Origin of the sequence: Methanospirillum stamsii, from assembly GCF_003173335.1 — an archaeon.
Taxonomy (GTDB): domain Archaea; phylum Halobacteriota; class Methanomicrobia; order Methanomicrobiales; family Methanospirillaceae; genus Methanospirillum; species Methanospirillum stamsii.
The window spans coordinates 26,721-50,160 of record NZ_QGMZ01000005.1; the positions used below are offsets into that span (position 1 = coordinate 26,721).

20 protein-coding genes are annotated in these 23,440 nt (G+C 41.8%); 5 read left to right on the top strand and 15 right to left on the bottom strand.

The window, feature by feature from the left end; all coding sequences use genetic code 11:
- Positions 1-190 precede the first annotated feature (190 nt).
- The 4 genes from DLD82_RS01620 to DLD82_RS01635 all read right to left on the bottom strand — a co-directional run bounded on the left by DLD82_RS01620 (position 191) and on the right by DLD82_RS01635 (position 2,903).
- Entirely contained in the window at positions 191-370 is a 180-nt protein-coding gene (locus DLD82_RS01620) for a hypothetical protein (protein ID WP_109939367.1), read from the bottom strand.
- 93 nt (positions 371-463) lie between these two features.
- The gene (locus DLD82_RS01625) at positions 464-823 is read right to left on the bottom strand and encodes a hypothetical protein (protein WP_109939368.1); all 360 of its coding nucleotides are present in this window, start codon (positions 821-823) and stop codon (positions 464-466) included.
- 100 nt (positions 824-923) lie between these two features.
- Positions 924-1,925: an HNH endonuclease signature motif containing protein gene (locus tag DLD82_RS01630; RefSeq protein WP_109939369.1), complete on the bottom strand. Its 1,002-nt coding sequence runs from the start codon at positions 1,923-1,925 to the stop codon at positions 924-926.
- A 45-nt stretch (positions 1,926-1,970) separates the two neighbouring features.
- A complete protein-coding gene (locus DLD82_RS01635; RefSeq protein ID WP_109939403.1) occupies positions 1,971-2,903 on the bottom strand; it encodes an MBL fold metallo-hydrolase in 933 nt (310 codons plus the stop codon).
- 445 nt (positions 2,904-3,348) lie between these two features.
- On the opposite strand from DLD82_RS01635, the gene DLD82_RS01640 reads away from it, so the two are divergent.
- Together DLD82_RS01640 and DLD82_RS01645 are read left to right on the top strand one after the other, a co-directional pair.
- Positions 3,349-5,634, top strand: coding sequence for an efflux RND transporter permease subunit (locus DLD82_RS01640; RefSeq protein WP_109939370.1), 2,286 nt, complete (start codon positions 3,349-3,351; stop codon positions 5,632-5,634).
- 215 nt (positions 5,635-5,849) lie between these two features.
- A complete protein-coding gene (locus tag DLD82_RS01645; RefSeq protein ID WP_109939371.1) occupies positions 5,850-7,787 on the top strand; it encodes a sensor histidine kinase in 1,938 nt (645 codons plus the stop codon).
- Positions 7,788-8,300: 513 nt separating this feature from the next.
- Here DLD82_RS01645 and DLD82_RS01650 read toward each other — a convergent pair.
- The 3 genes from DLD82_RS01650 to DLD82_RS01660 form a co-directional block, all read right to left on the bottom strand.
- Positions 8,301-8,675: a ComEC/Rec2 family competence protein gene (locus DLD82_RS01650; protein ID WP_109939372.1), complete on the bottom strand. Its 375-nt coding sequence runs from the start codon at positions 8,673-8,675 to the stop codon at positions 8,301-8,303.
- Positions 8,676-8,687: 12 nt separating this feature from the next.
- On the bottom strand, positions 8,688-9,152 hold the full coding sequence (locus DLD82_RS01655; protein ID WP_109939373.1) for an MBL fold metallo-hydrolase: 465 nt from the start codon (positions 9,150-9,152) through the stop codon (positions 8,688-8,690).
- Positions 9,153-9,313: 161 nt separating this feature from the next.
- Complete coding sequence (locus tag DLD82_RS01660; protein ID WP_109939374.1) at positions 9,314-9,670, bottom strand: response regulator; 357 nt, start codon at positions 9,668-9,670, stop codon at positions 9,314-9,316.
- Positions 9,671-9,842: 172 nt separating this feature from the next.
- Between DLD82_RS01660 and DLD82_RS01665 the strand changes: the two genes are divergently transcribed.
- Positions 9,843-11,237, top strand: a complete 1,395-nt coding sequence (locus tag DLD82_RS01665) for a P-loop domain-containing protein (RefSeq protein WP_181391196.1) — start codon at positions 9,843-9,845, stop codon at positions 11,235-11,237.
- On the opposite strand, the gene DLD82_RS01670 is transcribed toward DLD82_RS01665, so the two are convergent.
- The 4 genes from DLD82_RS01670 to DLD82_RS01685 all read right to left on the bottom strand — a co-directional run bounded on the left by DLD82_RS01670 (position 11,211) and on the right by DLD82_RS01685 (position 15,557).
- The gene (locus DLD82_RS01670; RefSeq protein WP_146199655.1) at positions 11,211-11,969 is read right to left on the bottom strand and encodes a hypothetical protein; all 759 of its coding nucleotides are present in this window, start codon (positions 11,967-11,969) and stop codon (positions 11,211-11,213) included. The genes DLD82_RS01665 and DLD82_RS01670 overlap by 27 nt on opposite strands.
- A 13-nt stretch (positions 11,970-11,982) precedes the next feature.
- On the bottom strand, positions 11,983-12,768 hold the full coding sequence (locus DLD82_RS01675) for a hypothetical protein (RefSeq protein WP_146199656.1): 786 nt from the start codon (positions 12,766-12,768) through the stop codon (positions 11,983-11,985).
- A 103-nt stretch (positions 12,769-12,871) separates the two neighbouring features.
- Positions 12,872-14,812, bottom strand: coding sequence for a beta-propeller domain-containing protein (locus tag DLD82_RS01680; RefSeq protein ID WP_109939378.1), 1,941 nt, complete (start codon positions 14,810-14,812; stop codon positions 12,872-12,874).
- Positions 14,813-14,921: 109 nt separating this feature from the next.
- A complete protein-coding gene (locus tag DLD82_RS01685; protein WP_109939379.1) occupies positions 14,922-15,557 on the bottom strand; it encodes a 4Fe-4S binding protein in 636 nt (211 codons plus the stop codon).
- Between the two features lie 102 nt (positions 15,558-15,659).
- Here DLD82_RS01685 and DLD82_RS01690 point away from each other — a divergent pair, with 102 nt between their 5' ends.
- Positions 15,660-16,535 carry a 4Fe-4S dicluster domain-containing protein gene (locus DLD82_RS01690; RefSeq protein WP_109939380.1) on the top strand — a complete coding sequence of 292 codons (876 nt, stop codon included), beginning with the start codon at positions 15,660-15,662 and terminating at the stop codon, positions 16,533-16,535.
- A 7-nt stretch (positions 16,536-16,542) separates the two neighbouring features.
- Here DLD82_RS01690 and DLD82_RS01695 read toward each other — a convergent pair whose 3' ends face one another.
- The 4 genes from DLD82_RS01695 to DLD82_RS01710 all read right to left on the bottom strand — a co-directional run bounded on the left by DLD82_RS01695 (position 16,543) and on the right by DLD82_RS01710 (position 22,111).
- Entirely contained in the window at positions 16,543-17,283 is a 741-nt protein-coding gene (locus DLD82_RS01695) for a SagB/ThcOx family dehydrogenase (protein ID WP_109939381.1), read from the bottom strand.
- Positions 17,284-17,336: 53 nt separating this feature from the next.
- Positions 17,337-19,184 (bottom strand): molybdopterin-binding protein, encoded by a 1,848-nt coding sequence (locus DLD82_RS01700; RefSeq protein WP_109939382.1) that lies wholly within the window; start codon positions 19,182-19,184, stop codon positions 17,337-17,339.
- The gene (locus tag DLD82_RS01705) at positions 19,181-20,524 is read right to left on the bottom strand and encodes a molybdopterin molybdotransferase MoeA (protein WP_109939383.1); all 1,344 of its coding nucleotides are present in this window, start codon (positions 20,522-20,524) and stop codon (positions 19,181-19,183) included. The genes DLD82_RS01700 and DLD82_RS01705 overlap by 4 nt, the downstream gene beginning before the upstream one ends.
- 306 nt (positions 20,525-20,830) lie before the next feature.
- On the bottom strand, positions 20,831-22,111 hold the full coding sequence (locus DLD82_RS01710) for a molybdopterin molybdotransferase MoeA (protein ID WP_219968287.1): 1,281 nt from the start codon (positions 22,109-22,111) through the stop codon (positions 20,831-20,833).
- A 333-nt stretch (positions 22,112-22,444) separates the two neighbouring features.
- Between DLD82_RS01710 and modA the strand changes: the two genes are divergently transcribed.
- The gene (gene modA / locus DLD82_RS01715) at positions 22,445-23,242 is read left to right on the top strand and encodes a molybdate ABC transporter substrate-binding protein (protein WP_109939385.1); all 798 of its coding nucleotides are present in this window, start codon (positions 22,445-22,447) and stop codon (positions 23,240-23,242) included.
- The last annotated feature ends 198 nt before the right edge of the window (positions 23,243-23,440 follow it).

Sequence of the window (23,440 nt, forward strand, 5' to 3'; positions counted from 1 at the left end):
ATGCTCTATCCTGAATTTCAATATGAAATGCCCCGATATAATATTGTGTTCTGTAATCATCTTTATTGTATCGGACAAAATTCAAATGATAAAGGGCTACAGTAATCTAGAAAGTTGCAATAATCAAAATCACTAACAAAAAAACAATATTTTTTGCATAAAAGAGATCTACCTGATAACGAAAAAATAATTATTTTTTCCGGTAGATATTCAGACCAATTTTTATCTCTTCATGGTCCGGAATGGAAATATTCCCTTCTGTTGATGCAATTGCTATGGATTTTCCTGATTTGGATTCTCCATAATCTTTTGAAATATCAACCTTAATGGTCAGGGTTGAACCTTCAACAATCATCTCGACATTCTTCATAGAATATGATTGATTAACAGATTATTTGGAACTTCTCTTTGGTATGGTATGATGTCGTACTGATCATAAATGGGCTGGCAGATTTTCAGGCTCTTACTCCGTATAAATAAGGTTGAACACATCAGTTTCATAAATCATCTTTCCTGGTCCTGCATCAACAGCAGCAGAAACTGGTTCAAATATCTGAAATTTCAGTGAGTGGGTTCCGGGTTTTCTATATTTGGATTCAATTTCAAAGAAATTTGTTTCTTTTCCATCATTACTCAACCATTCATGGACAAGGGAAATTTCTTTCTCATCAAGAAATATCTTGGTTATTACTTTCTGTCGGCTTTTTGAATCATGTCGAATCTGATAAAAAAACCTGAAATCACTCACCGGAGTAGTAATAGACTGTTGTGGATCGACATCTCCTGCTTTGGTTGTCCAGAACCCGTTTATGGTAATTTCCATGTTTCACCAGAATGGTAATATGGGTGTGATGAGTTAAAAAATCACTGTTTACCATAATCAGATGACTTGTCTGATGATTCTCACTAAAAAAAGTTCGGAATTATTCAATCTTTTTTGGTCGATTAACCGGGATTGTCCATTTTTTGTCTGAATCGATAATTGTAATCAGTTCATTTTCGCAGCTGACTAATATTCTTCCTGAATGGATAGCTTTATGATGAAAAAGACAGGTAACCAACATATTATCGGCTAAATCTTTACCGTTCATAGATAATGGGATGATGTGGTGAACTTCTACCGGACCTTCCCTTTCTTCTCCAGTCAGGGCACAGATTTGACATTTACTCCCGTGAACTTTTTTTACCAGGTATGCAAGAAACTTGTTTCTTTTCATCTGCATCGGAAGGATTCTTTTTTGTTCTGCTTCGATAACTGACCAGATGTTTTTATCTTCCTTTACATATTTCTGATATAACTGATGGTATCTTCGTTCAGAGGGAGGTCCTCTGATTGCCCCAGCCATTTCAATCAGTAATTCTCTGCTTATTTTATCCGGATTCACGGCATCAGTGTGTTCAGGAAAAACATCTGAAAGCCTTATCATGAGTAGTGGATCACCTGCATCCAGGCGATCCCTTATGGTGGGTTTTGACATGATGGCGTCAAATACCAATTCAGGGCTTACAGCAGCAAGACCAAATTTTTTCCACCATTTTAGAATGATCTGTAGTTCCAATTGATCTGATATAAGAAATTTCAGTCTTCCTCGCTTATTTAAAACCATATTTGCAAGGGCATCTGCAGAATTCAGATCAATGAGGTTCTGAAGATGTGGATTTTTATGAAAAAAGATACAGATTATTGCTGCAATCTGTTCAAAATCCGAAGAATATGGTCCCTCTGCTTTGTGAAAAAGAAATTCCAGAAATGCTATGGAAGCTGATGAAACCCCGAGAATTTCCTGGTCAGCAAGAGGGTCATGTTTTGTGCATTTTTTAAGGGCAGACGAAAAATCAAAAGGGATAGTGGAGTCACTGGCAATCATTCCCTGAAGGATTGATTCAAAGCATAATTCATGGTCTTTCCATCGGATTGTCCGCATAAAATTTAATGATTAAATCAGGATTTTATTTCAGATGATTCTCATTTACGTGAAATCAAACCTGGTTCCTACTGAACTAAGCACAAACCGGTCAGGCATTGCTTTTGCAAACTGAGTCTGCGCTTCCCATCCTGTGCAATGTAATGGGATGATATGGTCTGGTGCTATCTTTTGCATGTCAGTTATGGTTGGTTCTATGATATTTCTGAAGTAAGGGCCTGAAAGGTGGAACCCTCCAATCACTGCATGCACTTTGTCAATCCCTGAAATTTTTTGTGCGAACCGGACAGAGTTAATAATTCCTGCATGAGCGCATCCTGAAATCACAATAAGTCCGTGATGCTTAAGGTTTAAAACAAGAGACTGATCATCCCTGAATGGATCGACAATAAAGTTCCCTCCTTCTTTTGCCTCCAGAACCGGGGATCCCTTTTCAAACGAAGTAGTTCGTTCAACCTCTCCAGTAATAAGTATTTGCTGATTACAGATGAATGATGGTCCGGCTGAAAGATTGAGAATTGCTCCGGTGTGGGTTAATTCATCTTTATGTAATACGGGCAGCTCAGTATATGATCCATCAGGCCGCTTTTTTCGTCGCTCGTTAAAAGCTGCTGGATGAAGGTGTACTGGCAGACGGCATGATGATGAACGAAGTACCTGTTTTAATGCACCGATGTGGTCAAAATGTCCGTGACTGATCACGATCTCTTCTATATCGTCCAGGTTTACCTTAAGGATTTCTGCATTAGATACTAGTGCAGATTCAGAAGCACCGGCATCCATCAGTATGGTATGCACCTTTTCTGCGGATGTCACCTGTATTAGAAGTGATAGTCCGTGTTCTGCAAAAAGAGTCCTGCCATATGAAAGAAGCGGGCGGTGAATCAGGGAGTTATTTTCAACAAGAAGAAGATCGGTGAAATTATCCACAAGGACGGTAATGGATACCTTATCTACTGGCATTATCGGATATGTCATACAGATCACAAAATGTAAGATAATATCTCGCATATGAGGGATTTATCTTTTCGTTTGTATCTGGCAGAATTATAAAAAAAAAATTGTGAAAAACCTATGTGTCCTCATTCAACACCGGTAGTTATTTAAGGTATAATATCTTAAGAAGAATTGTAACCCGCCTGCAGTGAATTGATGTGAGAATCGGCGGATTAATCTGACGGATGGATTGCATGAGTTGAAATATTTCATTATTGCTCATCGGTTTCTATCCGTCTCTATATTATTATATTCTGTTTTTGAAAAGAAAATCTGACATATGGAAATATTCATATAACTGTGTTTATGATTGATATTTATTGAAGTGAGAATCAATCGGTCAAACAACCTATCCGGTCCTTTCTATGGTATCTGGTGATGTATTACCTGATTACATGTATGAGATTTAAAAAACAGGCATCCTGCTATGGCATATTTTTTTAACTGGTTGGCAAAACAGGTAACCACCCACCCCTGGAAAATTGCAGTTGTTACTCTTTTTGTTTTTCTGGTTGCATTGTATGGGACAACTCTCATCACTATGGAAACGGGGAATGATGCATATCTTGATAAAAATACTCCCCGGGGTGCTTTACTTTCTCATTACATTGATACCTATGGATCTAACTCCATTATTCTCATTGTCGAATCGGATGATGTTACGAAGGTTGATACCCTTCAATACATGGATGAACTTCTTGACCATATTCAAAACCAGCAATTTGTAGATGGGGCAAGTGGAATAGTCTCATTATTGAAAGGGAGTAATGGAGGAGAACTACCACGTTCATCTGCGGATATTAAAAAAATCATCAATGCGGCTCCACCTGAAGTAATTAAAAAAAATCTGCCTTCCAATCTGATGACGATCTGCATCATTACCCTCACACCTGGTCTTTCTGATGACCGTCAGAATCAGGTATTGCAGATCATCAAATCAATTGTTAAAACATCACGACCTCCACCCGGAGTTTCGGTGACGGTTTCCGGAGAACAGGCGTTTAATGATGAGATGGAGAATGAGATGAGTTCCTCCATGGGATCACTCATTATGGCCGCAATGTGCCTTATGGTCTTTGCAGTTCTCGCTCTCTTTTCTCATGTCAGGTATGCCCTTCTTCCGGTTGCCGTGGTTGCATCAGGATTGGTCCTGACATTTGGGATGATGGGTCTTTCAGGAACTCCTATCAGTATGGTTGTAATCGGGGCATTTCCTGTTCTCATTGGAATTGGAATTGACTATGCCATTCAGATTCATTCCCGGCTTGATGAAGAGATAAAAAAAACATCTCTGTCCCGGGCGGTTACAATTACGATTACCAAAACCTGTCCCTCAGTTCTGATTGCCATGCTGGCGACATCAACCGGATTTATTGCTATGCTATTTGGTCCGATTCCCATGGTCGGTGATTTTGGTATCACCTGTACGTATGGGGTGATTTCCTGCTATGTTGCAGCAATAATCATTGTTCCAACCTTTGCCATGCTGGTCCGGTACCGGGCTAAAAACGTGACGGAAATAAATGAGCGGGATGCAATTCAGGAAATTATTGTCAAAAGAAATCCTGGAGATAATAAATGCCATGAATCCTGGATAGAACAATATGATAATCTTCTTGGTCGGATTGCATTAAAAACCGCTAAAAATCCAATTCCCGTGATCCTGTTTGTATTTTTAATAGCTGCAGTCGGGTTTAACCTGGATAACGAGGTACCAATAAGTGCCGATGAAAAGACCTTTGTTCCGTCAGATATGCCTGCACTACTGGACATGAATAAAATCACCCGGACAATGGGATCCACAAACACTATACCTGTCGTGGTTACCGGAGATAATATTCTCCAGACGTCGAATATTAAGTGGGTTCTTGATTTTGGTAACTATGTTGTCACGAAAAATGATAAAATCACAGAGGTTACAAGCATCGCCACCCTTATTGCGGATTATTATAATGGAACCATCCCTTCAACCGGCCCTGAAATAAAAGAAATAGTACAAAAAATTCCGGAACAATACAAAAAACGATATCTCAATGGCAATAACGAAGCAGTACTTGAGTTTTCAACTATAGATCTGGAACTCTCACAGGCACGTGACCTTATTAAAATAATTCGAAAAGATCTGGACTGGTTTCATTCACCTCCCGGTATTTTCATCCGCATAACCGGATCCCTTGAGATGTTCAGTACTCTAATGGATGATATTTCCCGCTCCAAAACAACAATGACCCTTTTGGGCTTCTCTTTAATTTTTGTTTTTTTACTTTTGGTTTACCGGCGAATCAGATCGGTAACTCCGCTCATCCCGATTATTGCAATAGTCGGATGGAATGGAGCAATTATGTACATAAGCGGACTTGATTATACTCCGTTAACTGCGGTTCTTGGTTCAATGACCATCGGGGTTGCATCTGAATATACCATTCTAATCATGGAACGATGTGATGAGGAATTGTCACGGGGACTTGACCTTTATGAAGCAATTCAGGTAAGCGTTCAAAAAATCGGGACTGCAATTACTGTTTCAGGTCTGACAACCGTGTTCGGATTTGCTGCTCTGATGTTGTCAGAATTTAATATCATCTCAAACTTTGGAGTTACTACGGTCATAACTGTCGGCTTTTCACTGGCTGGGGCAATATTCATTATGCCTGCAGTTATCTCTCTGGTCTACCGTATTCCCAGGTTTCTATATAAGACACCTAAATCTTAAGATTTATTGTCGATGAAATTGAGCCCTATTCTCTTTCTGGTTTATATTTTTCTATTTACATGAAATTCAAGGCGGTATTTAAATAAAAAGAATTTTCGTAAATTAGGTTTTTAAGAGGATTACTACATTATTGTCACTGGGTGAACTTTATACTGATTGGTGCCTAATATTGGTGGTTCATTTTTAATAATCTCATTAGATAATAGGGGGATAATATGAGCGGGATTGATGGGAAAAAGTTGCATTTAGGTCAGTATTCCCTTTCCTATCATATAATGATCGTGCTTTTAGTTATCGGGATGATTTTTATAAGCATGGTTTTTTTCATCCTCTATTATCAGGAAAAACATGCAATTCAGTCTGATTACCTCCTGTCTCAACAATATGGGGAAGAATCGCTTATCAATGCAGTGCAACTGGCAGATCAGAGTTTTTCATTTTACGATAATGTCTATAATCAGCCCTTACGACTTGCCTTACTCCGGTTCAGGGAGTATTATAATCAGAGTCATCAGCAAGCTGAAAAGATGGATCTTTTTAAGATAAGAAACGATATCGGCACTTTTTTCGATCTTCCAATTGATATATATATCATAAATGCATCAGGAGCAATTGAATATTCAACCTTTGATACGGATATTGGTCTGAATTTCAGTTCTTATCCAAAGTTCAGTGAAAAACTGAGAAAAATCAGGGACGGAGACACCATTGCATATGATGCAATTGTCACCGGAACAAAGCTTGGTGAAGAACGTAAATACGCATATATTCCAACACCGGATCATAGGTATATCCTGGAGATTGGAATTAATCTGGATGAATTTTTCCGGAAAGAAGGTATTTCAAAGTATCCAAGGCTTGCAATGTGGTATAGTAAAACCAGGAATGATGTAAAATCTCTCTGGATATTTGACCGGACTGTTCTTTCTGCACCAGATATCCGGACATCTATTCAGGGAATTGAAGTCTATCCTGCTGTGTTCAGCGAGGTCGAGGGTCGTAAGGAACATCTGAAGCAGGTTTTTCATACTAAAGAGAACCTATTAATTGAAGATCCTTCTTCGGAGACAATTACCAAGTATCTCTATATCCCTCAATTGAGTAGTTCTTCAGTATCATCAGGTCTTTTTGACAAAGTTGCAGAGATAACTTACACCACTACCCAGATAAGAGAGAGAGAAAATTCATTACTTGGTAAGATCATTCTCCTTGCTGTTATTGTAATTTTAGTATTTCTGATGATTGTTGTCGCTATTACCAGGTATATTACTAGGCCCGTCTATCAGATAGTTGAAGATATTGAAAAGATTGCAGATGGAAATTATGATCACCAGATTCGCCGGACAAAGGGTTTTGAATTCCGAAGACTTGAATCCAGTATTCAGAAGTTGGTATTAAGACTTAAAGAAGACATCATTTCGATAAAACAGAAAAGTAATGAGCTTGATAAGGAACTCAATCAACGTTTATCCGCTGAAGAATCATTAAAAGCAGCCAACTATAAGTTATCCCTGTTAAGCAGTATTACAAGACATGATATTTTAAACCAGATATCAGTTGTCTCATCTGGTCTTGACATCCTTGAAGATGATGTTCCCCGTAATGAAGAAACGCCCCACTATTTTTCACTAATTCGTGATGCCATCAGTAATATTCATGAGATGATCCTTTTTTCAAGAATTTACGAGGAGGTAGGAGTATACAAACCTGCCTGGCAAAATCTCTCTAAAATAATAATTGAAACCAAAAAATCCCTGAATACTGGTTCCTGCAAAGTAATAGACAACACCGGAAATCTGGAGATACTTGCTGATCCGATGTTTGACCGGGTTATTTTTAATCTGATTGAAAATGTCCTTCGCCATGGTGGAAAAGTTAATCAAATATCATTTGATGTATCAATGTCCGGGGATAAATGCATCCTGATAGTTTCTGATGATGGTATCGGGATTTCTTCTTCTGATAAAGAAAAGATTTTTGATCGTGGATTTGGGAAAAATACTGGTCTTGGTCTGTTCCTGACAAGGGAGATATTATCCCTGACCGGGATTTTAATTACTGAAACAGGAAGACCCGGGTTTGGAACGAGGTTTGAAATTTATATGCCGCCTGGTAAATGGCGTATTTCACCAGGCGATGCAGTTCCTGAGTGAATAGGAATTTCATCTCTGATGTATGGTAAAAAACATGAATCTCGGTTTTGGTGTAAACCCCCCATTGCGTCTTCTGATTCATAATATGCTCTTAATTTGATGTAATTTTTCTTCTGTATAGAACACCTATAAGAACCATTTCCCTGTTGAGTAAGCATTGACCGTTCACCTGAAATTGTCAGACAAGCAGGGAATATTATTTTGAAAATATAGAAAAACCTTATAGGTCAGGACCGGATTTCCATATATTTCTATAGATATAAAATTGATTTAATACTCGTTTTTTCATTAAAGAAAGATAAATTATCGTCTTTTAATATTACGTTTGAATCGGGTCAGACGCCTGTCTGTCGTTATCCTGACCCCGTTTCAATTATATAAAAAAGAAGACTCCTTCTCTTAAAAAACGGAAATAATTACTTTTTTTCTCTAAATGTGGGTTTCATGCTGTTTTTTATTATTATAAAATTCATTTCTCTTTTGTAATTCTTGGGTTTTCTGACACCCGGATGGTTAACCTGGTGGCCGTGTTTCAATGACACTCACGAGTGACAATTTTCCTCCAGATGGTAGGGTTCGATTGGTGGCAATGTCATATTTTTCTCCATCCGTTAAAATGAGGATTGTTCCTCTGATATCTGTCCTGAATACTTCAGCCCCGGCTGCCTCAAGGCCCATTACCGTTGCCTGATCCGGCCCATTTGTGTTTCCTGTACTAATGATTGCAACTTCCGGATGAATATCATGGATAAATTTTGCGTTATATCCGTTTCGAGAGCCGTGGTCAGCCATCCGGAGGATTTGAATTGGTTCGTCAGAGGGAATTTCTGGTGCAGCATCTTTGTTGAGGAGAAGTGTGGAGATATTGCCTGCGGTAATTTTGAGCAATGCTTCATCGTATTAATCTTCATCAGTCTGATTTACGGGAACTACTTCAATGAATATATTCTCACCAGCTGTTATTTTTTCTCCCGGAACAAGTTTTGAATTTAAGATTGATTCGTTAAGTAATCTGCTTTGCACTCTCTGGTATGCCGGAAGTGATGGATTCTGACCATAGTCACGGTATTCATGAACAGATGTCCGGTTCATTACTTCAAGGATACCTCCGGTTTTATCATAGGAATAACCAGTAACCAGAAAAAGATCTATATCGGTTACATTCTGGTCGGTTAAATATAATGCTGTACTATTCCTGTCTGACCCTGCATCAATGAGAATATCTGAGTTGTCGGTCTGCAGGAGAACTGCATCCCCGGACCCAACATCAATCACATGAATTTTTATCTCATCTGCAAATGAAAGGGGAAATAAGCCAATCAAAAAAATCAGAAAAGCACAAGAAAAAATTTGCCAGTATTTCATAGATTCCGGGACTCCTTTATATGATTAACATACCTTTGTCCTGAATCCAAGAAAGTTCTTCTTCTCTTGGTACCAGGGATGTAAAAGAGTGTGGAAAATCAGTATCCGGTTTTCAATTCTTGTAAATCTGGAAAAAATGAGATGGCACTGGTGGAGTTATTTCAGGTCTCAACTTTTTTGATGCTGCTGATTAATTCTTCTTTCTGGTATGGTTTTACGATGTATCCCGCTGCACCAACCCTCATGGCAAGTGCCACCACCTGTTCAAGTCCTGCCCCGGAGCACATGATAACAGGAATATCGGGATATTCACGTTTTACTTCGCGCAATATCTCAATTCCATTATATGTTGGCATAACAAGGTCAAGCATGATGACATCAGGCTTATGTTCACCGATATAATCCAAAATATGGATTCCGTCGGGCTGTGTCAGGGTGGAATACCCTGCACCTGTTAGTATTCCATCCATCTGATCAAGATCTGCCTGATTATCATCAACCAAAAGAACCGTTGTCATATCATCAACTCATATTCTGACCTGAAGTCTCTCTCATGCCGGATTATTAGATAAATTCTCGTACCGCATGATTATGACTAGAAAAGTGAGGTTTTTTAGTCATAAAAACCTTATGGTTAGAACCACTGTCCATTTCTTCTTAAAGGTTAAAAATTATCAGAGCGATTATTTCATGCAGACTTGGACATCAGCTCTTTTGGAAATCATACCTTCTTTAAACACTAAGGAATACCGGATATTCGATAAATACAGGCCCGGAACAGATACCTATCTGGTTCCCTCATCTGACAAACAGGATCTCCTCTTTCACCTCCCTCTGGTTATCCGGACTGGAATACTTGATGGAATTTCCCTCCCTCTTTCTTCTTCACCTGGTGCTCTTCATGCAATAATTGAATACATTAAAAAAGCATCGATAAATTCTCCAAATATTGGACATCTCTACGGTAGAGAAACAGGCAACATGTCCAGATATTCTGTCAACATTGAACCCTGTACGATTGCCCATTCACCTTCCATGATTGGTTCTAACCTCTGGCGACCAGATGATCAGAATATGGTGATACCAGAAGGAATACGACTAAGTATCCGTGGAGCAATCCCTTATCTTCCGCTTACAACACAGAATATCAATAGTGTCTCTTCAACTCTTTCAGCATATATTGAGAGTATGGCTGATTTTGTTTGTCATGTTCCTCCCGTCCGGATACGAAAAGACTGGGAAGCGACAACAGATCAACAGCACCTCCGATCAGACCTCCATAATAGGGGACTTATCTGTTTTATTGGTGACGGGACAAGACCTGCCCGTTCCTATACCCGTCACCGGAGCTGGTTCCGGGTTGCAGGGCCGAAAGAAGGTGTTCATATCCCGTTTTCCTGTCCGAAAGAACTGGATCCGGTTGAAGTCTGTCTACAAGGATCTAACCGGACAATCACTGGTCTTGGTATCAGGAAAGGGGAAATATTGGCGATAACCGGATCAAATGCAGAAGGAAAATCCACTCTGCTTCAGGCCATCCAGGCAGGTGAAGATGATCATGCTCCTGGCGACGGGAGAGAGGAACTGGTTACTATTCCGGGCGGCGTAGCTCCTGATGCAACCGGGGTGGAATTAAAAGGTTCTGACCTCAAACCATTCTTTTCGTATTTACCCCCTGGTATGTCTGGAAATCCCTCTTCAGCATTTGGACAGGGAAGCGGATCAGCATCAATGGCCTCACGGATATCTGATGCTCTCCGGAAACGTTCTCCTTATATTATAATTGATGAAGATAGGGCTGCACAGAACCTGATGGTCCCCTGTTACATGAGTTCGTCGAAAGTCCGGTCACTTGCAACTCTCATCAGGGAAGATCGGGAATGGCTTTTCGGTTCAACACTTATCATTGCAGGTTCAGGAATGGAACTACTGGTAGCTCAGGCAGACCGGATAGTAAGGCTTTGTAATCATGAAGCAAAAGCACAATCTGTAACTCTGTACCGGGATGGTCTGCAAAAACACTATGAATCACTTCAGGCTATGGTCATGGAAAAAAGATCAGGAGAAGGTGATATTTACAAATAACGCTGCTTCCTCACCAACAAATGGTGAAGGAATGAGTTTTTTCATAAGGGTGGTCGCAGAGAGAAGAGGCTCCTGTACCTCTGATGAATTCGCATCACCTGAAGATGCTTTTGCTATTCCTGCAGAACATAAATCAATGTATGCCTGGCAGATCATCGTGTTATCTCTTAATCTGAAGAGCATTTTGTTAATGGCTTCATTATCTGGTATGGATGCATCCGGAAGGATATCAGATAAAGCATCAGCATCTGTCTTTTTGAGCAATTCCTCTGTTCCCTCCAGAGCCTCGTATGCTTTAGAATAGTAATCCTTTGCAAGGGTAAATTTGGCAAGAGCAATATCATACCGGTCAGATGAATTACTCAAAAGAGCGGTATATGCTTCATTTTTCTGCTCTCCTCCATCTATCAAATATCCATATACCACCATGAGTTCTTTCCAACTGTCAATATAAGAGAGCATGACATCAGAGATCTCCTGAGATATCTCACCTGAAGAGGTATAATTCACGGTTAATGCATCAGCCGTTTTTAAATCATCAATCACTGACTGAATAAGTTCCCGGGAGAGTTCAGGATCTGGGTTCATCCCGATACTATCTGCCTGGCTGAGGGCGCTCAGTATTACCGAATGAAGTTCATCAGGAATCACTGACTGTGCACTTACCAGACATATGGTAATTACCAGGATTATACAAAGAGTCTGACCAGCTTTTTTAGATATTGTATGCATAAATTTTCCCCTCCTAACAATCAAAACCCGGACAACATCCCCCGCCATAATCTGCCTGTGCCTCTATGTATACCGGATTCCATGAAAACGATCCACAACACTGTGCAAAACAAGTTCCTACAGTTTTTCCATAGGTGATGCGTCCCCGTGTCGGGTGATAGCATACATATCCCCCACATTTTTCTGCACCCCATCCAGAACAATCACAAAGTTCTGGGGACGGTTGTGAGGTCTGACTTGTTGGGGAGGTATGAGTAGCTCCTGGAGGAGTCTTCACCGTGGTACCATATTGATTTATCAGTTGTTCCAAAGCATCAATGATATCTGTATAACTTCCCGTTGAACCACCATATGAACCAGATGATGATCCCACTCCTACTGGAAACGACCCTCCGGATGATCCAATTGAGGAAGGGCTTCCCGTGTAAATTCCGACATTATAAGGATCAAATGACCCATATCCGGAATCAAAGGGATCATAGCCATCGAATGGATCGGACCCGAATCCATAGGGATCATAATCTCCATAAGGATCATACCCTCCATAATCGTCATATCCACTCTCATCACAAAAGAACAACCAGTTTCCTTCTAATTCACCATTCGCTTCAGTTGTTAAAACAGGGCCAGTTGCCATCATCATCATATCCTGAATCGTGATATCCCCTGCCTTAACACTCATGTTTTTTTCAAAGGACTCTTCAGATCTATTCAGTTCTTCGTTTTCAGCAGATCCGATGCCCATTATTAGCAATATACACACCAGGGTGAATATCGTCACCCGAAAGTCCGGAGTCATGAATGGAAATTATCATGCATATTGATAATGGTATGCCTGATGGAAAACATGTCCTGATTTGCTTGAATTATAAAAACAGGATTATAAAAAGGAGGGAATTTTTTTAATAGTACCACATCGGACGATCATCATGCTTTATTCCAATATCCATCAGCCTCTTTGTAAGATCCCCAAGGTCAGATCCAACAATACGGTCACGGGATATGGTATACAGCACATCATCCATGAAGATTTCCCTGAGTACCGTTGATCCGTACCACCAGTCATCGTCTTTAGTTCCGGTTCCCTGTTTTATCCTCCCTTTTTCGGTAAATCCGCTCTCTGGATCGACTCCGAAGACATAGGTACCCTGCCATGTCTCCTCGGTGTGTGATCCTTCGTACTTACTACCCTCAACCGGGACATGTATTACTTCCCTTATCGGAATTGCCATGATGTTTCGTTCCTTATCAAGCAGGAATGCCCGGTGATCTGAAAGAACCGCTGAATCTGATCCTTTTTCACCGATGACCACGCTTTCAACAAGTTTCGGGTTATTAACATCACTCACGTCAAAGAGTGCGATTTTTACACCGGTCGGGATAATTCCTCCCCATTCATTTTCCTCGGTGTCTTTTCCAATACCTATCAGGTGAGTTTCGTCGTAGGGGTGAAGGTAATCTGAATATCCGGGGATCTTCAGTTCTCCAAGAATTCCCGGCTGATATGGATTTGAGAGATCTATCACAAAGAGTGGATCGGTCTGTTTAAAGGTCACCAGATAGAGGAGATCTCCTATGAACCTGGCAGAATAAATTTTTTCTTCCGGGGCCAGGTGTTCTAGCCTGCCGATGGTCTTCAGGTCAGGATCAAGAACATAGACATTGCTATACTGCTTTTCATCACTGCTCCAGTCTGATACCGTCGTTGCAACCCTGAGATTTCCCCGGTTCTCATCAAGGGAGAACTGGTTCAATAGATAGCCGGGCACGGTTCCCGTTGCTTTATATGTTATATCTCCATTTTTAATCGCAAATCTGTGAACTACAGATTTCTGGTCAGGTTCTTTTTGTTCTGAAGATTTTTCTTCCAGATAATCCCATCCTCTCCAGGGCTCTTGTTTTTCATAGGCAATATAGACATTTTCCGGTGAAACATAGAGAGTATTTGAGTACCCAAGCAGGAATGATTCAGCTTGTGGATCTCCGGATCCGGTTACCGGAAGCGAGGTTAGGGTATGCATCTGGTATTCATTCATCGGAAATGGGGGACACCAGACAGATAATGATTCGATTGCAACATCGCCATCATAAATAACCGGCATCCTGGGACTATTGTAGTCCGGTGTACCAGACGTGAGGAAATACACATAATCTCCTATCATTCTGGCATTTTCATAGGTTCCCGGAGCAGCAATATCCCTGACTTCTTTTGGATGTGCCCGGTCGCTGATATCATAAATGACTGCATGAGTCTGCATGGTATAATCCGGTACCGGAACGGAAGTTCCTTTAGGAGTATACCAGTGTTCTTCCTGTGTATCTGTAAAAACAACCAGTCGGTCTTTGGAGAGGAATAATTCTGATACCGATCCTGATACCGGCAGTTCGGTTATAATTTTTCCCTGTTCTGCCGGAAATGCATCAACGATGGTCAGGGTATCTCCACTCACCACATAGATGTATTTTCCATCATTTTTTACAAAATCTGCCTCATCAACTCCCTCAACCTGAACGTTGGTTGTGGAATAATCAGATGCTCCGGCTCCTTCTGCTCCGGAGGTTATCGAAGCAGGTGCAGATGCTTTTGATTCAGAATAAACCTTTTGTGCTGATTCGGTTACTCCTCCGGTTGTCAGGGCAGCATCAAAGTCTGCAAAGTTCGAGTACCCATATCGAATCTGCGGTGTTACATTCTTCAGATATTCCTCCAAATCTTCAGTAGAGGTTATCTTCACCATTTCTGATTCACTGGTTTCTGCTGCAAATACCTGGAAAACACAGATAGTCATTGCCATCAGTATAATTCCCGTCAGCAGATGCCAGATATGTCCATCCGGTGTCATACGAAATAATAGACAGCCTGAGACTAATTAGTTGTCTGTAACTTGGAAAAAATTTGAAGTTATATTGTTCACGTTATGAAAAAACAGGGTAATTTTCACGGTTTTTATGTTAAGATTCCGTGAAATCATCATCATCATCATAGATATAACCCTGGTTCATCGCCAGGGTCCGGCTTACCTGAATTGATCTAGTTGGGCAATGTTCCTCACATGTCCTGCAGCCAGTGCATTTTTCCTCATGGAACACCTTTGCAAGTCCCTTATCGACTGCTAAAATAACTTCATCTGAAGTGAGTGTTCCCTTTGAAGTCAGCACCTTGTCTACCTGCCTGTTAATCGGACAGGCGACAGCACAATTTCCACATCCAAGGCATGTAACCGGATTTACCTGGATATGGAAGGAAAACTGCATCCACGTCTCTGATTTAACGGTTTTCTGAAAAATCCTCCCTGAAGCAAGAACCACTTCCGGACATACTTCTACGCACATACCGCATCTGATACAATGTCCCGGATAAATTTTCGGGTTCCATACTGCGGGCATTCCTGTTTTTATCACCTCAATTGCTCCAGGAGCCGGGCATACCATCTGACAGAGATAACAGTGGGTACATGCCCTTCCGGTGATTTCAGGAACTCCTCGTGCATGAAATGGGGTTTCAAGTGGTGCTGTACAGGGTCTGAAAAAGGAGTTGAGCCATTCTTTTCTGAAGATAAGTTGCAGGTAATTATAAAAAAAACGCACGATAGAGCCTCATGCACTGCTCATAAGTAATAGAATGAGCCTGTTAGTATTCACATTTTATCAGACTCATAGGTATTAATCCGATCCGGTTGACATATAGGTATGCGAAAGGTTCCAATATATGAGAAAGGTGGTGTAATCAGCGAACTCGGGGCTGAATATTGCACCGTCAGGCTTCGGATCCCGGCTGGCCTGATAACCCTTGATCAGATGGAAGGTGTAGTAACGATTGCACGAAAATATCAGGCTGACGTGCATCTTACCACCAGGCAGACTATGGAACTGGTTCACGTTGATCCGGTAAAACTTGAGAGTCTGGTTTCAGACCTGGCAGAGAACGGGACTCCAATCGGGGCAGAAAAAGCAGAAATTGTAAATATTACTGCGTGTCCGGGAACAGAACGTTGTCGGTATGCCATGGTAGATTCAATATCCCTTGCAAAAACGCTTGATGAAAAGTTTTTTGGTAAGGAAATGCCGGTCAAGTTCAGGATTGCTGTCTCTTCCTGTCCGAATTCCTGTGTTAGTGAGCGTCTTAATGAAATTGGTATAACTGGTGTTGTAAGGCCGTACCGGGTTCCCGGAACCTGTACCGGGTGTGGGACATGTGTTCAATATTGTAAGGAAAAGGCTATTGTCATAAAAAATGGTCAAATCGTTCTTGATGAAGGTAAATGTGTCCATTGTGGGATGTGTATTCAGTCATGCCCCTTCCATATTATAAAGTCAGAACCTGCTGCCTATCATATTACCATTGGAGGTAAACGGGGCAGACATCCACGTGTTGGATACCATGTAGTCACCGTAAAAACCCCTGAAACGGTAGTAAAAGTTGTTGAACTGGTTGTTAAGTGGGTTTACCGGAAAGCATGGAGTGATTCTCTTCTCCCTGATCAGCTTGACATACTTGATTTCGAGTCATTCAAAAAGGAACTTGTTGCTGGTCTAGATGAAGAAGAGATGGTAACCGGCTATTAACTTTTTTTTATCTCTCGTCACAACCGGGGACTTTCCCTACTGATGCCATGTACAGGGCAAATTTTTTCTTTCCATCGATATTCAGGAGGTGATTGAGGTCATTATCCATGAATGCACCTATTGCACAAACCCCGCACCCGACTGCCTGGGCAGAGAGGTAGAGGTTCTGACATATATGGCCTGCCTCAAGGAAAATATCTCTGAATCCCCGTTCTCCATACCGCCAGGTCATCCGGTATGAATCCGCCACCCAGATAAAGCACAATGCTGATTCCTGAATACACTGCTGGCTCATCCCGGCCCTGAAGACCAGATCTGTAATCCCCTTATCTTCGGAGATCATGCCAAGGCTGTGTTCAAAGGCAAGAAACCGATATAATCCGGGTTTAATGGTATTTATCTTGTTTATGAGGAGATATGTATCAATTGCATGCCGGGCACCTGCAGAAGGAACAGTTCTGAATGAGCAGTCCTCCAGTATCCATTTTACGCCCTGAGTGCACCAGAGAAGGTATGATAATTCCTCAATGGTAAGGGGGGTATCAAGATACTTCCTGATACTCTCTCTTGACTCTATCGCAACAGAAATGTCCAGTGATTCGATGGTTCCTGCGTCAGGGTCAGGTAAGGGAATTATTGTTCCGGAAAAATCATCCTCCATCGGAGGCTGGTTTAATCCCCTGGTCTGGTCCGTTTCAACAGGTCCGGTATACCGTGTGTTGGTTATGAAATCTTCTCCAATTCCCATGGTGCCTCAGTTCTCCTTCTCCTGCTCTGTCTATCTGTTTTGTATGTCTTTTTTTAAGGAAATGAACTTATCTGTCCACTTCTTTTAGATGAATAACCCGGAATTAAACAAACAGTATCTTTCCATTCATCTGAAGAGAGGAGATCTATGATCCTTTTCATTTGATCAGATGCGATATCCTCCTCTCTAATCATAAGGTCAATACTGATACAACCGATAACCGGACCAACAAGATCATATTCTGATGCCTGAAATGCCGGGCAGGGACCAAATTCTATCTCTCCACTCCGGATTTTATATACAATATCCTGTTCATTGACACAAACGGGTGTAATAGAGGAAACCTGTGTTATGTCGATATCGTGTGCCAGAAAATATTCCTGCATAAATGCTGAAAGGAATGAATTCTCCAAAAGGGTCGGACAACTCTTTCCTTTCATTGTTTCAGGATGAAATAATTCTCTTGATGCAAGTATGTATTCACGTTCTGCCAGGGTTATCGTTTTGACCTCTTCTGAAAGCAATGAATGGTCAACGGAGAGATACCTTCCCTTCACACGTGGTCTTGCGACAACACCCCCGTGAAACTTCCTGTTTTTCATGGAAATTAGGGTGGTTTCCCAGGAAGTTTTTCTGGCAAATAGTTCCATCTGAAATGACCTGAGAAACTGGTCCAGAAAGTCCAGAATTGGATCTGTCTCTCCTGTAAAGAGGAGGATGTTGTCCGGATGAGGAAATAAACGGGTAAGCTCTATAATGCCGGTTTTATCCTCTTTCCATCCTTCACAGTTTCTTGGTATGTGCAGAATTCCGTTTGATTTTACTGATGCCATCTGTCCCCCACCCCGGGGAACCAGTGCAGCACAATACCGGTCATGAACCCTGCCAACAACCATCTGGACAAAATCATCGGTTCCGAGTTCACTTGGGACTGATTCGGCAAGTGTCACTTCAATGGAATGGGGTATAGGGACAGGATGACCGGAATCTGAAAGCCATGGAAGGATTAGTTCACGAAGAACAGCAAGTGCTCCCCCTGGAGTTCCGGGAAGTCCGAAAACAGGAATTTCATCAACAATTGCTGCAAGGGTACTTTTTCCTGGTTTGATTGCAACCCCGTGGTACAGGATCCCTCCAATCTCTCCAAGAACACGTGATGTATGATCCCGGATTCCGGTTGATGAACCCCCTGAAATAATGACAAAAGAGCATTCGCGAACAGCGACTTCAATAGCCTCCCGGATCTTTTCCGGATCATCCGGCACAATCGGGTATGAAATGGATGTAATACCGAGTTCTTTTAAGTATGCCGCCATCATCGGGCTGTTACTTGCGATTACCTCTCCGGGACCGGGAGCAATACATGGTTCTTTTAATTCATCACCGGTAGGAATCAGGCCTGCAACCATGCTTTTAACCTGAACTGACGTTATGCCATATCCTACCATCGCCCCGATATCTTCAGGGTTAATACGGTGTCCGGCCGGGAGTATCATCTTCCCGGTATGAATTTCAGATCCCTTTTTCTGAATGTGCTGACCTGGTCGTGCAGGTTTAATAATGGAAATGACTCCGGAATTATCTGTTCTTGTATCCTCCTGCATAATCACGCAGTCATAGCCGTCTGGGAGAGGGGAACCCGTATGAACCCAGGAATATTTTTCAAGACGCACTGGGTTTTTGTCGGTTGCCTCAAGTGTTTCTGAACAATTCGCAGCATACCCGTCCCGCTGTGAGATAGCGCCCGGAGGAACCGTTAATCGGGAAAATACTGGTTCATAAGTCACAAGCCCTGAACTTTCAGTTACTAAAATAGTTTTTACCTGATATTTGGGTTTTGCAGAATTTTTGAGAATTTTTTGTGCAGCCAGGTAAGGAATGAGAGTCAGGTACCGGCTCACCAGAGTCTCACCTCTATCTCTTCACCTTTTAAAAGTCCCTCTTTACCGGAGGGAATATGAATGATACCATCACTGTGGAGCAGGGTATTGAGTAGTCCGGATTTACCAAGGACCGGAGTGGCGGTTTCGTTTTCAATTTTCACCCGGATATATTGTTCTCTGCCTCCCTCTGAACGAAGATCGGTCGCCATTTTTATGGTCTTTTTGTAAATATGCTGACATGGTGCTCCTTTCATGGCCTGGATTAAATGCACCACTACCAGAGTCAGAACCATGAAGGTTGAAACCGGATGACCCGGGAGACCGATTACCGGAACGTCCTCACATTTGCCAATTATTGTTGGTTTTCCTGGCGCAATGGAAATGCCATGGATAAATACCTTGCCCACAGATGCAATTGCCCGGAATGTGATATCATTGCGATCTTTTGAGCTCCCTCCACTGACAATAATGGCATCACATTCCCTTGATGCCGTCTCAATGGTTTTTACAAGTTCCTGCAAATTATCGCGTATAATGCCATACCTGACCGTAAATGCTCCCTGCCTTTTAAGGAAGACTGATATGAGGTGAGAATTAACTTCTCTTACCTCTCCGACCCGGGGAATCGCTTCAGCAGGAACAAGTTCAACACCGGTTGAGATAATCCCAATTCTGGGGTTTTTTCTGACAGATATCCGTGTCTTCCCGATTGCAGCGAGAACACCAATATCCTGTGGTCTGAGGGTGAACCCTGCCGGATAAATGATCTTTCCAGCACCAAAGTCCTCATCTTTGGCAATTACATTTTCACGGACAACCACCGGCTGACGAATGAGTACTTTTGACCCTGCCTGCTGTGCGTATTCAATCATGACCACAGCATCCGCTCCGCGGGGCATCTGACCTCCGGTTGGGATATACATGCATTCTCCCGGTTGAATTTGTCCCAACTCAGTTTTTCCCATGGCTATTGAGCCATTGAGAGAGAGTATTACCGGATTATTCTCTGATGCTGTATAGGTATCAGAAGCCAGAACTGCGAATCCGTCCTTCCATGATCGGTCAAATCCAGGAATATCTTCATATGTTATGATTGATTCGGCAAGGACACGACCATCTGCCTCATCAATGGCAATAGTTTCAGTGCCGGTCTGCTTTGCAATACTTCTGACTGTTCTCACTGCTTCGTCAATGGTGACAACTTCAAAAAAGGGCTCAGGAGTATCTGATGAAAAGGTGTCTGACCCTGTTTTTTTAAAACCACCTGAGTCCTCTTCTTTTGGAAATCCGGAATCTGACTGAACCCGATCAGTCATCCGGGTATGAGTGGAGGTGATCTTCCCGAGTGTGTTCATCATTAGGTACTTATTCTTTCGAATAATTAACAATTACAATTCCGTATTGAAGAAAATAAAAAGAGTTGTGATAGAGGCAGAGTGCATGTTATAAATGGTCATCAGGAACCGGATCAGGTGCTAAATAGCACGATCGGTATTACTGGATCTCAAGTAGTCCTGATGACCGTACCGAGTTTTGCTGACTATTGTCAGCATATAATAGTGAAAGACGTAAATATTTAAGTCTGCTGATTTTTTAAATTTTCGGAAAAAATTAGCTTTTTCTGGTTAGCAATTGGTTACGAATTTTTTACTGAATATGGGCTTTTATTGGATACCCGGAAAGGAGACTGGTGATCGAATGCATGTAAGATCCATAATCTCAACAACATCTCCTTTTTTAATCCCGGTACTACCTTGGGGAATATGGATGATACCGTCACATTGAGAAAGAATACTCACCATGCCGGCCTTTCTTCCCAGCGGATATGCCCTGTCCCCGGAAATACGAATGGGAATATGATACTCCCTGTCCGGATGAGATTTAATATCAACGCCTGCAATAACCTGTTCTTTTAATAGCCCATGGGCATCAGCCCCTTTCATGGCCTGAATCAGGTTTGTTACCACAAGCAGTAACAGGAGGTATACTGATGCCGGGTGTCCGGGAAGCCCTATTATGGGCTTTCCTCCAATTTCTCCAATAACCATTTTTTTTCGTGGAGATATCGAGAGACCTGATAGTAACAATTTACCCTGGCCGGATATCACTTCCGCAGTACGGTCCCGTTCATCATGAGCACTCCCGCCACTGATAATTACAGCGTCACATTCTTTTACGGCAGTCTTTAATAAATGAGAAAGATCTGCAGAACCTTCCCATGCAATTCCATACCGCTTTGGAATGGCGCCTAACTTCCGGCATAACGCAGATATGAGATATGAATTTGTCTCACGGATTTCACCTCTTGCAGGACGCCCATCAGCCGGAACAAGTTCAGGTCCGGTAGAGAGGATTCCAATAACCGGCATGGCCCGGACCTGGACGGTGCAGATCCCAAATCCTGCAAGAACTCCGATATCCTGGGGTCTTAAAACCCATCCTTCCTGATAAATTACCTCTCCTGCTTTTGCATCCTCATCTTTTCTGATGACATTCTCACCCAGGATAACCGGGCAGGTTATTTCGACAGAGTGTCCTTTGAGAATTGCATATTCATGCATAACAACAGCGTCAGCACCCTCCGGAAGGGGGCCTCCGGTGATAATCGCTGCACATTCTCCATTTTTTATTTGTTTCTTCTCTGAATAGCCTGACCTGATTTCACCAGTATATGTAAGAATTGCAGGATTTTCAGGTTTGGCTCCTTTGACATCCCGGGAGTTTACTGCAAACCCGTCTTTCCATGATCTATCATATCCGGGCATATCCTCACGGCAAATAACCGGCGCTGCAAGGGTGTACCCGTCAGCATCATCAATAAACCTGGTCTCAACTAAGGTCTCCGGAGCAATAGATCTGATAAGAGTAATTGCATCTTTTACTGAAGCCGAATAAATAGGGGATTTATCTTTATCCTGAATATCTGAAGGTAATGAGCCTGGCATTATTGAAGGTTCTGGATGAATCACAGGATGTGTTTGATAATGAATGTTCATTGTTTTGGTTGCTGGAGAATACATATGATTCTCTCTATAAAATATGCTTTACGAGTTTTGAGGCCCATATGGGTAATATTAAATAGTGAACCTGCATGTAAAATAAACTCACTGTCATTTCATTCTGAAGTTACAAAATAATTTTCCACGGAAAAGAAATGAAATTAAAAAATTTGTGTGTATTTTCGTTTTTGGTCATTATCCATAACACTGTTCCTGCATGTTTTTATTTCAGACGTATATCGAAAATATTTTATTTCATCCCTCGTCTAACTACTAATTATGAACTACTCGTTAAGTTCTCTGGCATGTTTTTTCATCTGCCTGTTAGTTGTTTTCTTACCTGCGCAGGTATGTGCTGCAGATAATGCCCCGGAGTCACTCTTTGTTTATTCCGGTGCCGGTCTTAAGGGGCCGATGACTGAAATCGGAGAAGCGTTCGAAGAAAAAACCGGAATACCTGTGGAATTTAATTTTGCCGGATCCGGAACTCTCATTAGTCAGATGGAAATCTCAAAAAAAGGGGATGCTTTTATTCCTGGTGGTACTCCTGACTATGCAATTGCACAAAATAAGAGTCTTGTAACCGATCCGGTGTATGTTGCATACCATGTTCCGGTAATTGGTGTTCTGCCTGGAAACCCACAGGGGATTGAATCTGTTCAGGACTTTACCAAAGAGGGACTCAAACTTGCCCTTGGTGATGTGAATGCAACAGCCATTGGAAGACAGGGCCAGAAACTCTTTGATAAACTCGGCATTGCAGATGAGATTGAAAAGAATGTCGTTCTGCGTGCACCGACTATTAATGAAGTGGTAACAGCGTTAAAACTGAAGCAGGTTGATGCAAGCCTTATCACCATTGATCAGATAAAAGGAGATGAAATAGAGGCAGTACCCCTTGTTGGTGATGAAAGCATAGCACTTGTTGTTCCAATCGGACTGACTACCTTTACAACGCAGAAGGATTCTGCACAACAATTTGTGGACTTTGTATCATCAGATGAAGGAAAAGCAATATTCAAAAAGCATGGGCATCCTATTTATCCGGATCCGGCCTATGCTGATGTGAAACTATGAGTACCTCACCTCTAAGAATCGAACCCCCAAGGGTTCTCACAACTCCTTTTTTTGGCTTTTTAAGGATTTTGTTTCAAAAACTGTGTTTGATATATGCCAAGCGGTGTTTTCTTCTCCGGGCACCAGGTCTTATTCCTGATGTTTCACCCGGATGTGTTTTTCCGGTATCATTCCGCCAGAACATAATGAAATCAACAT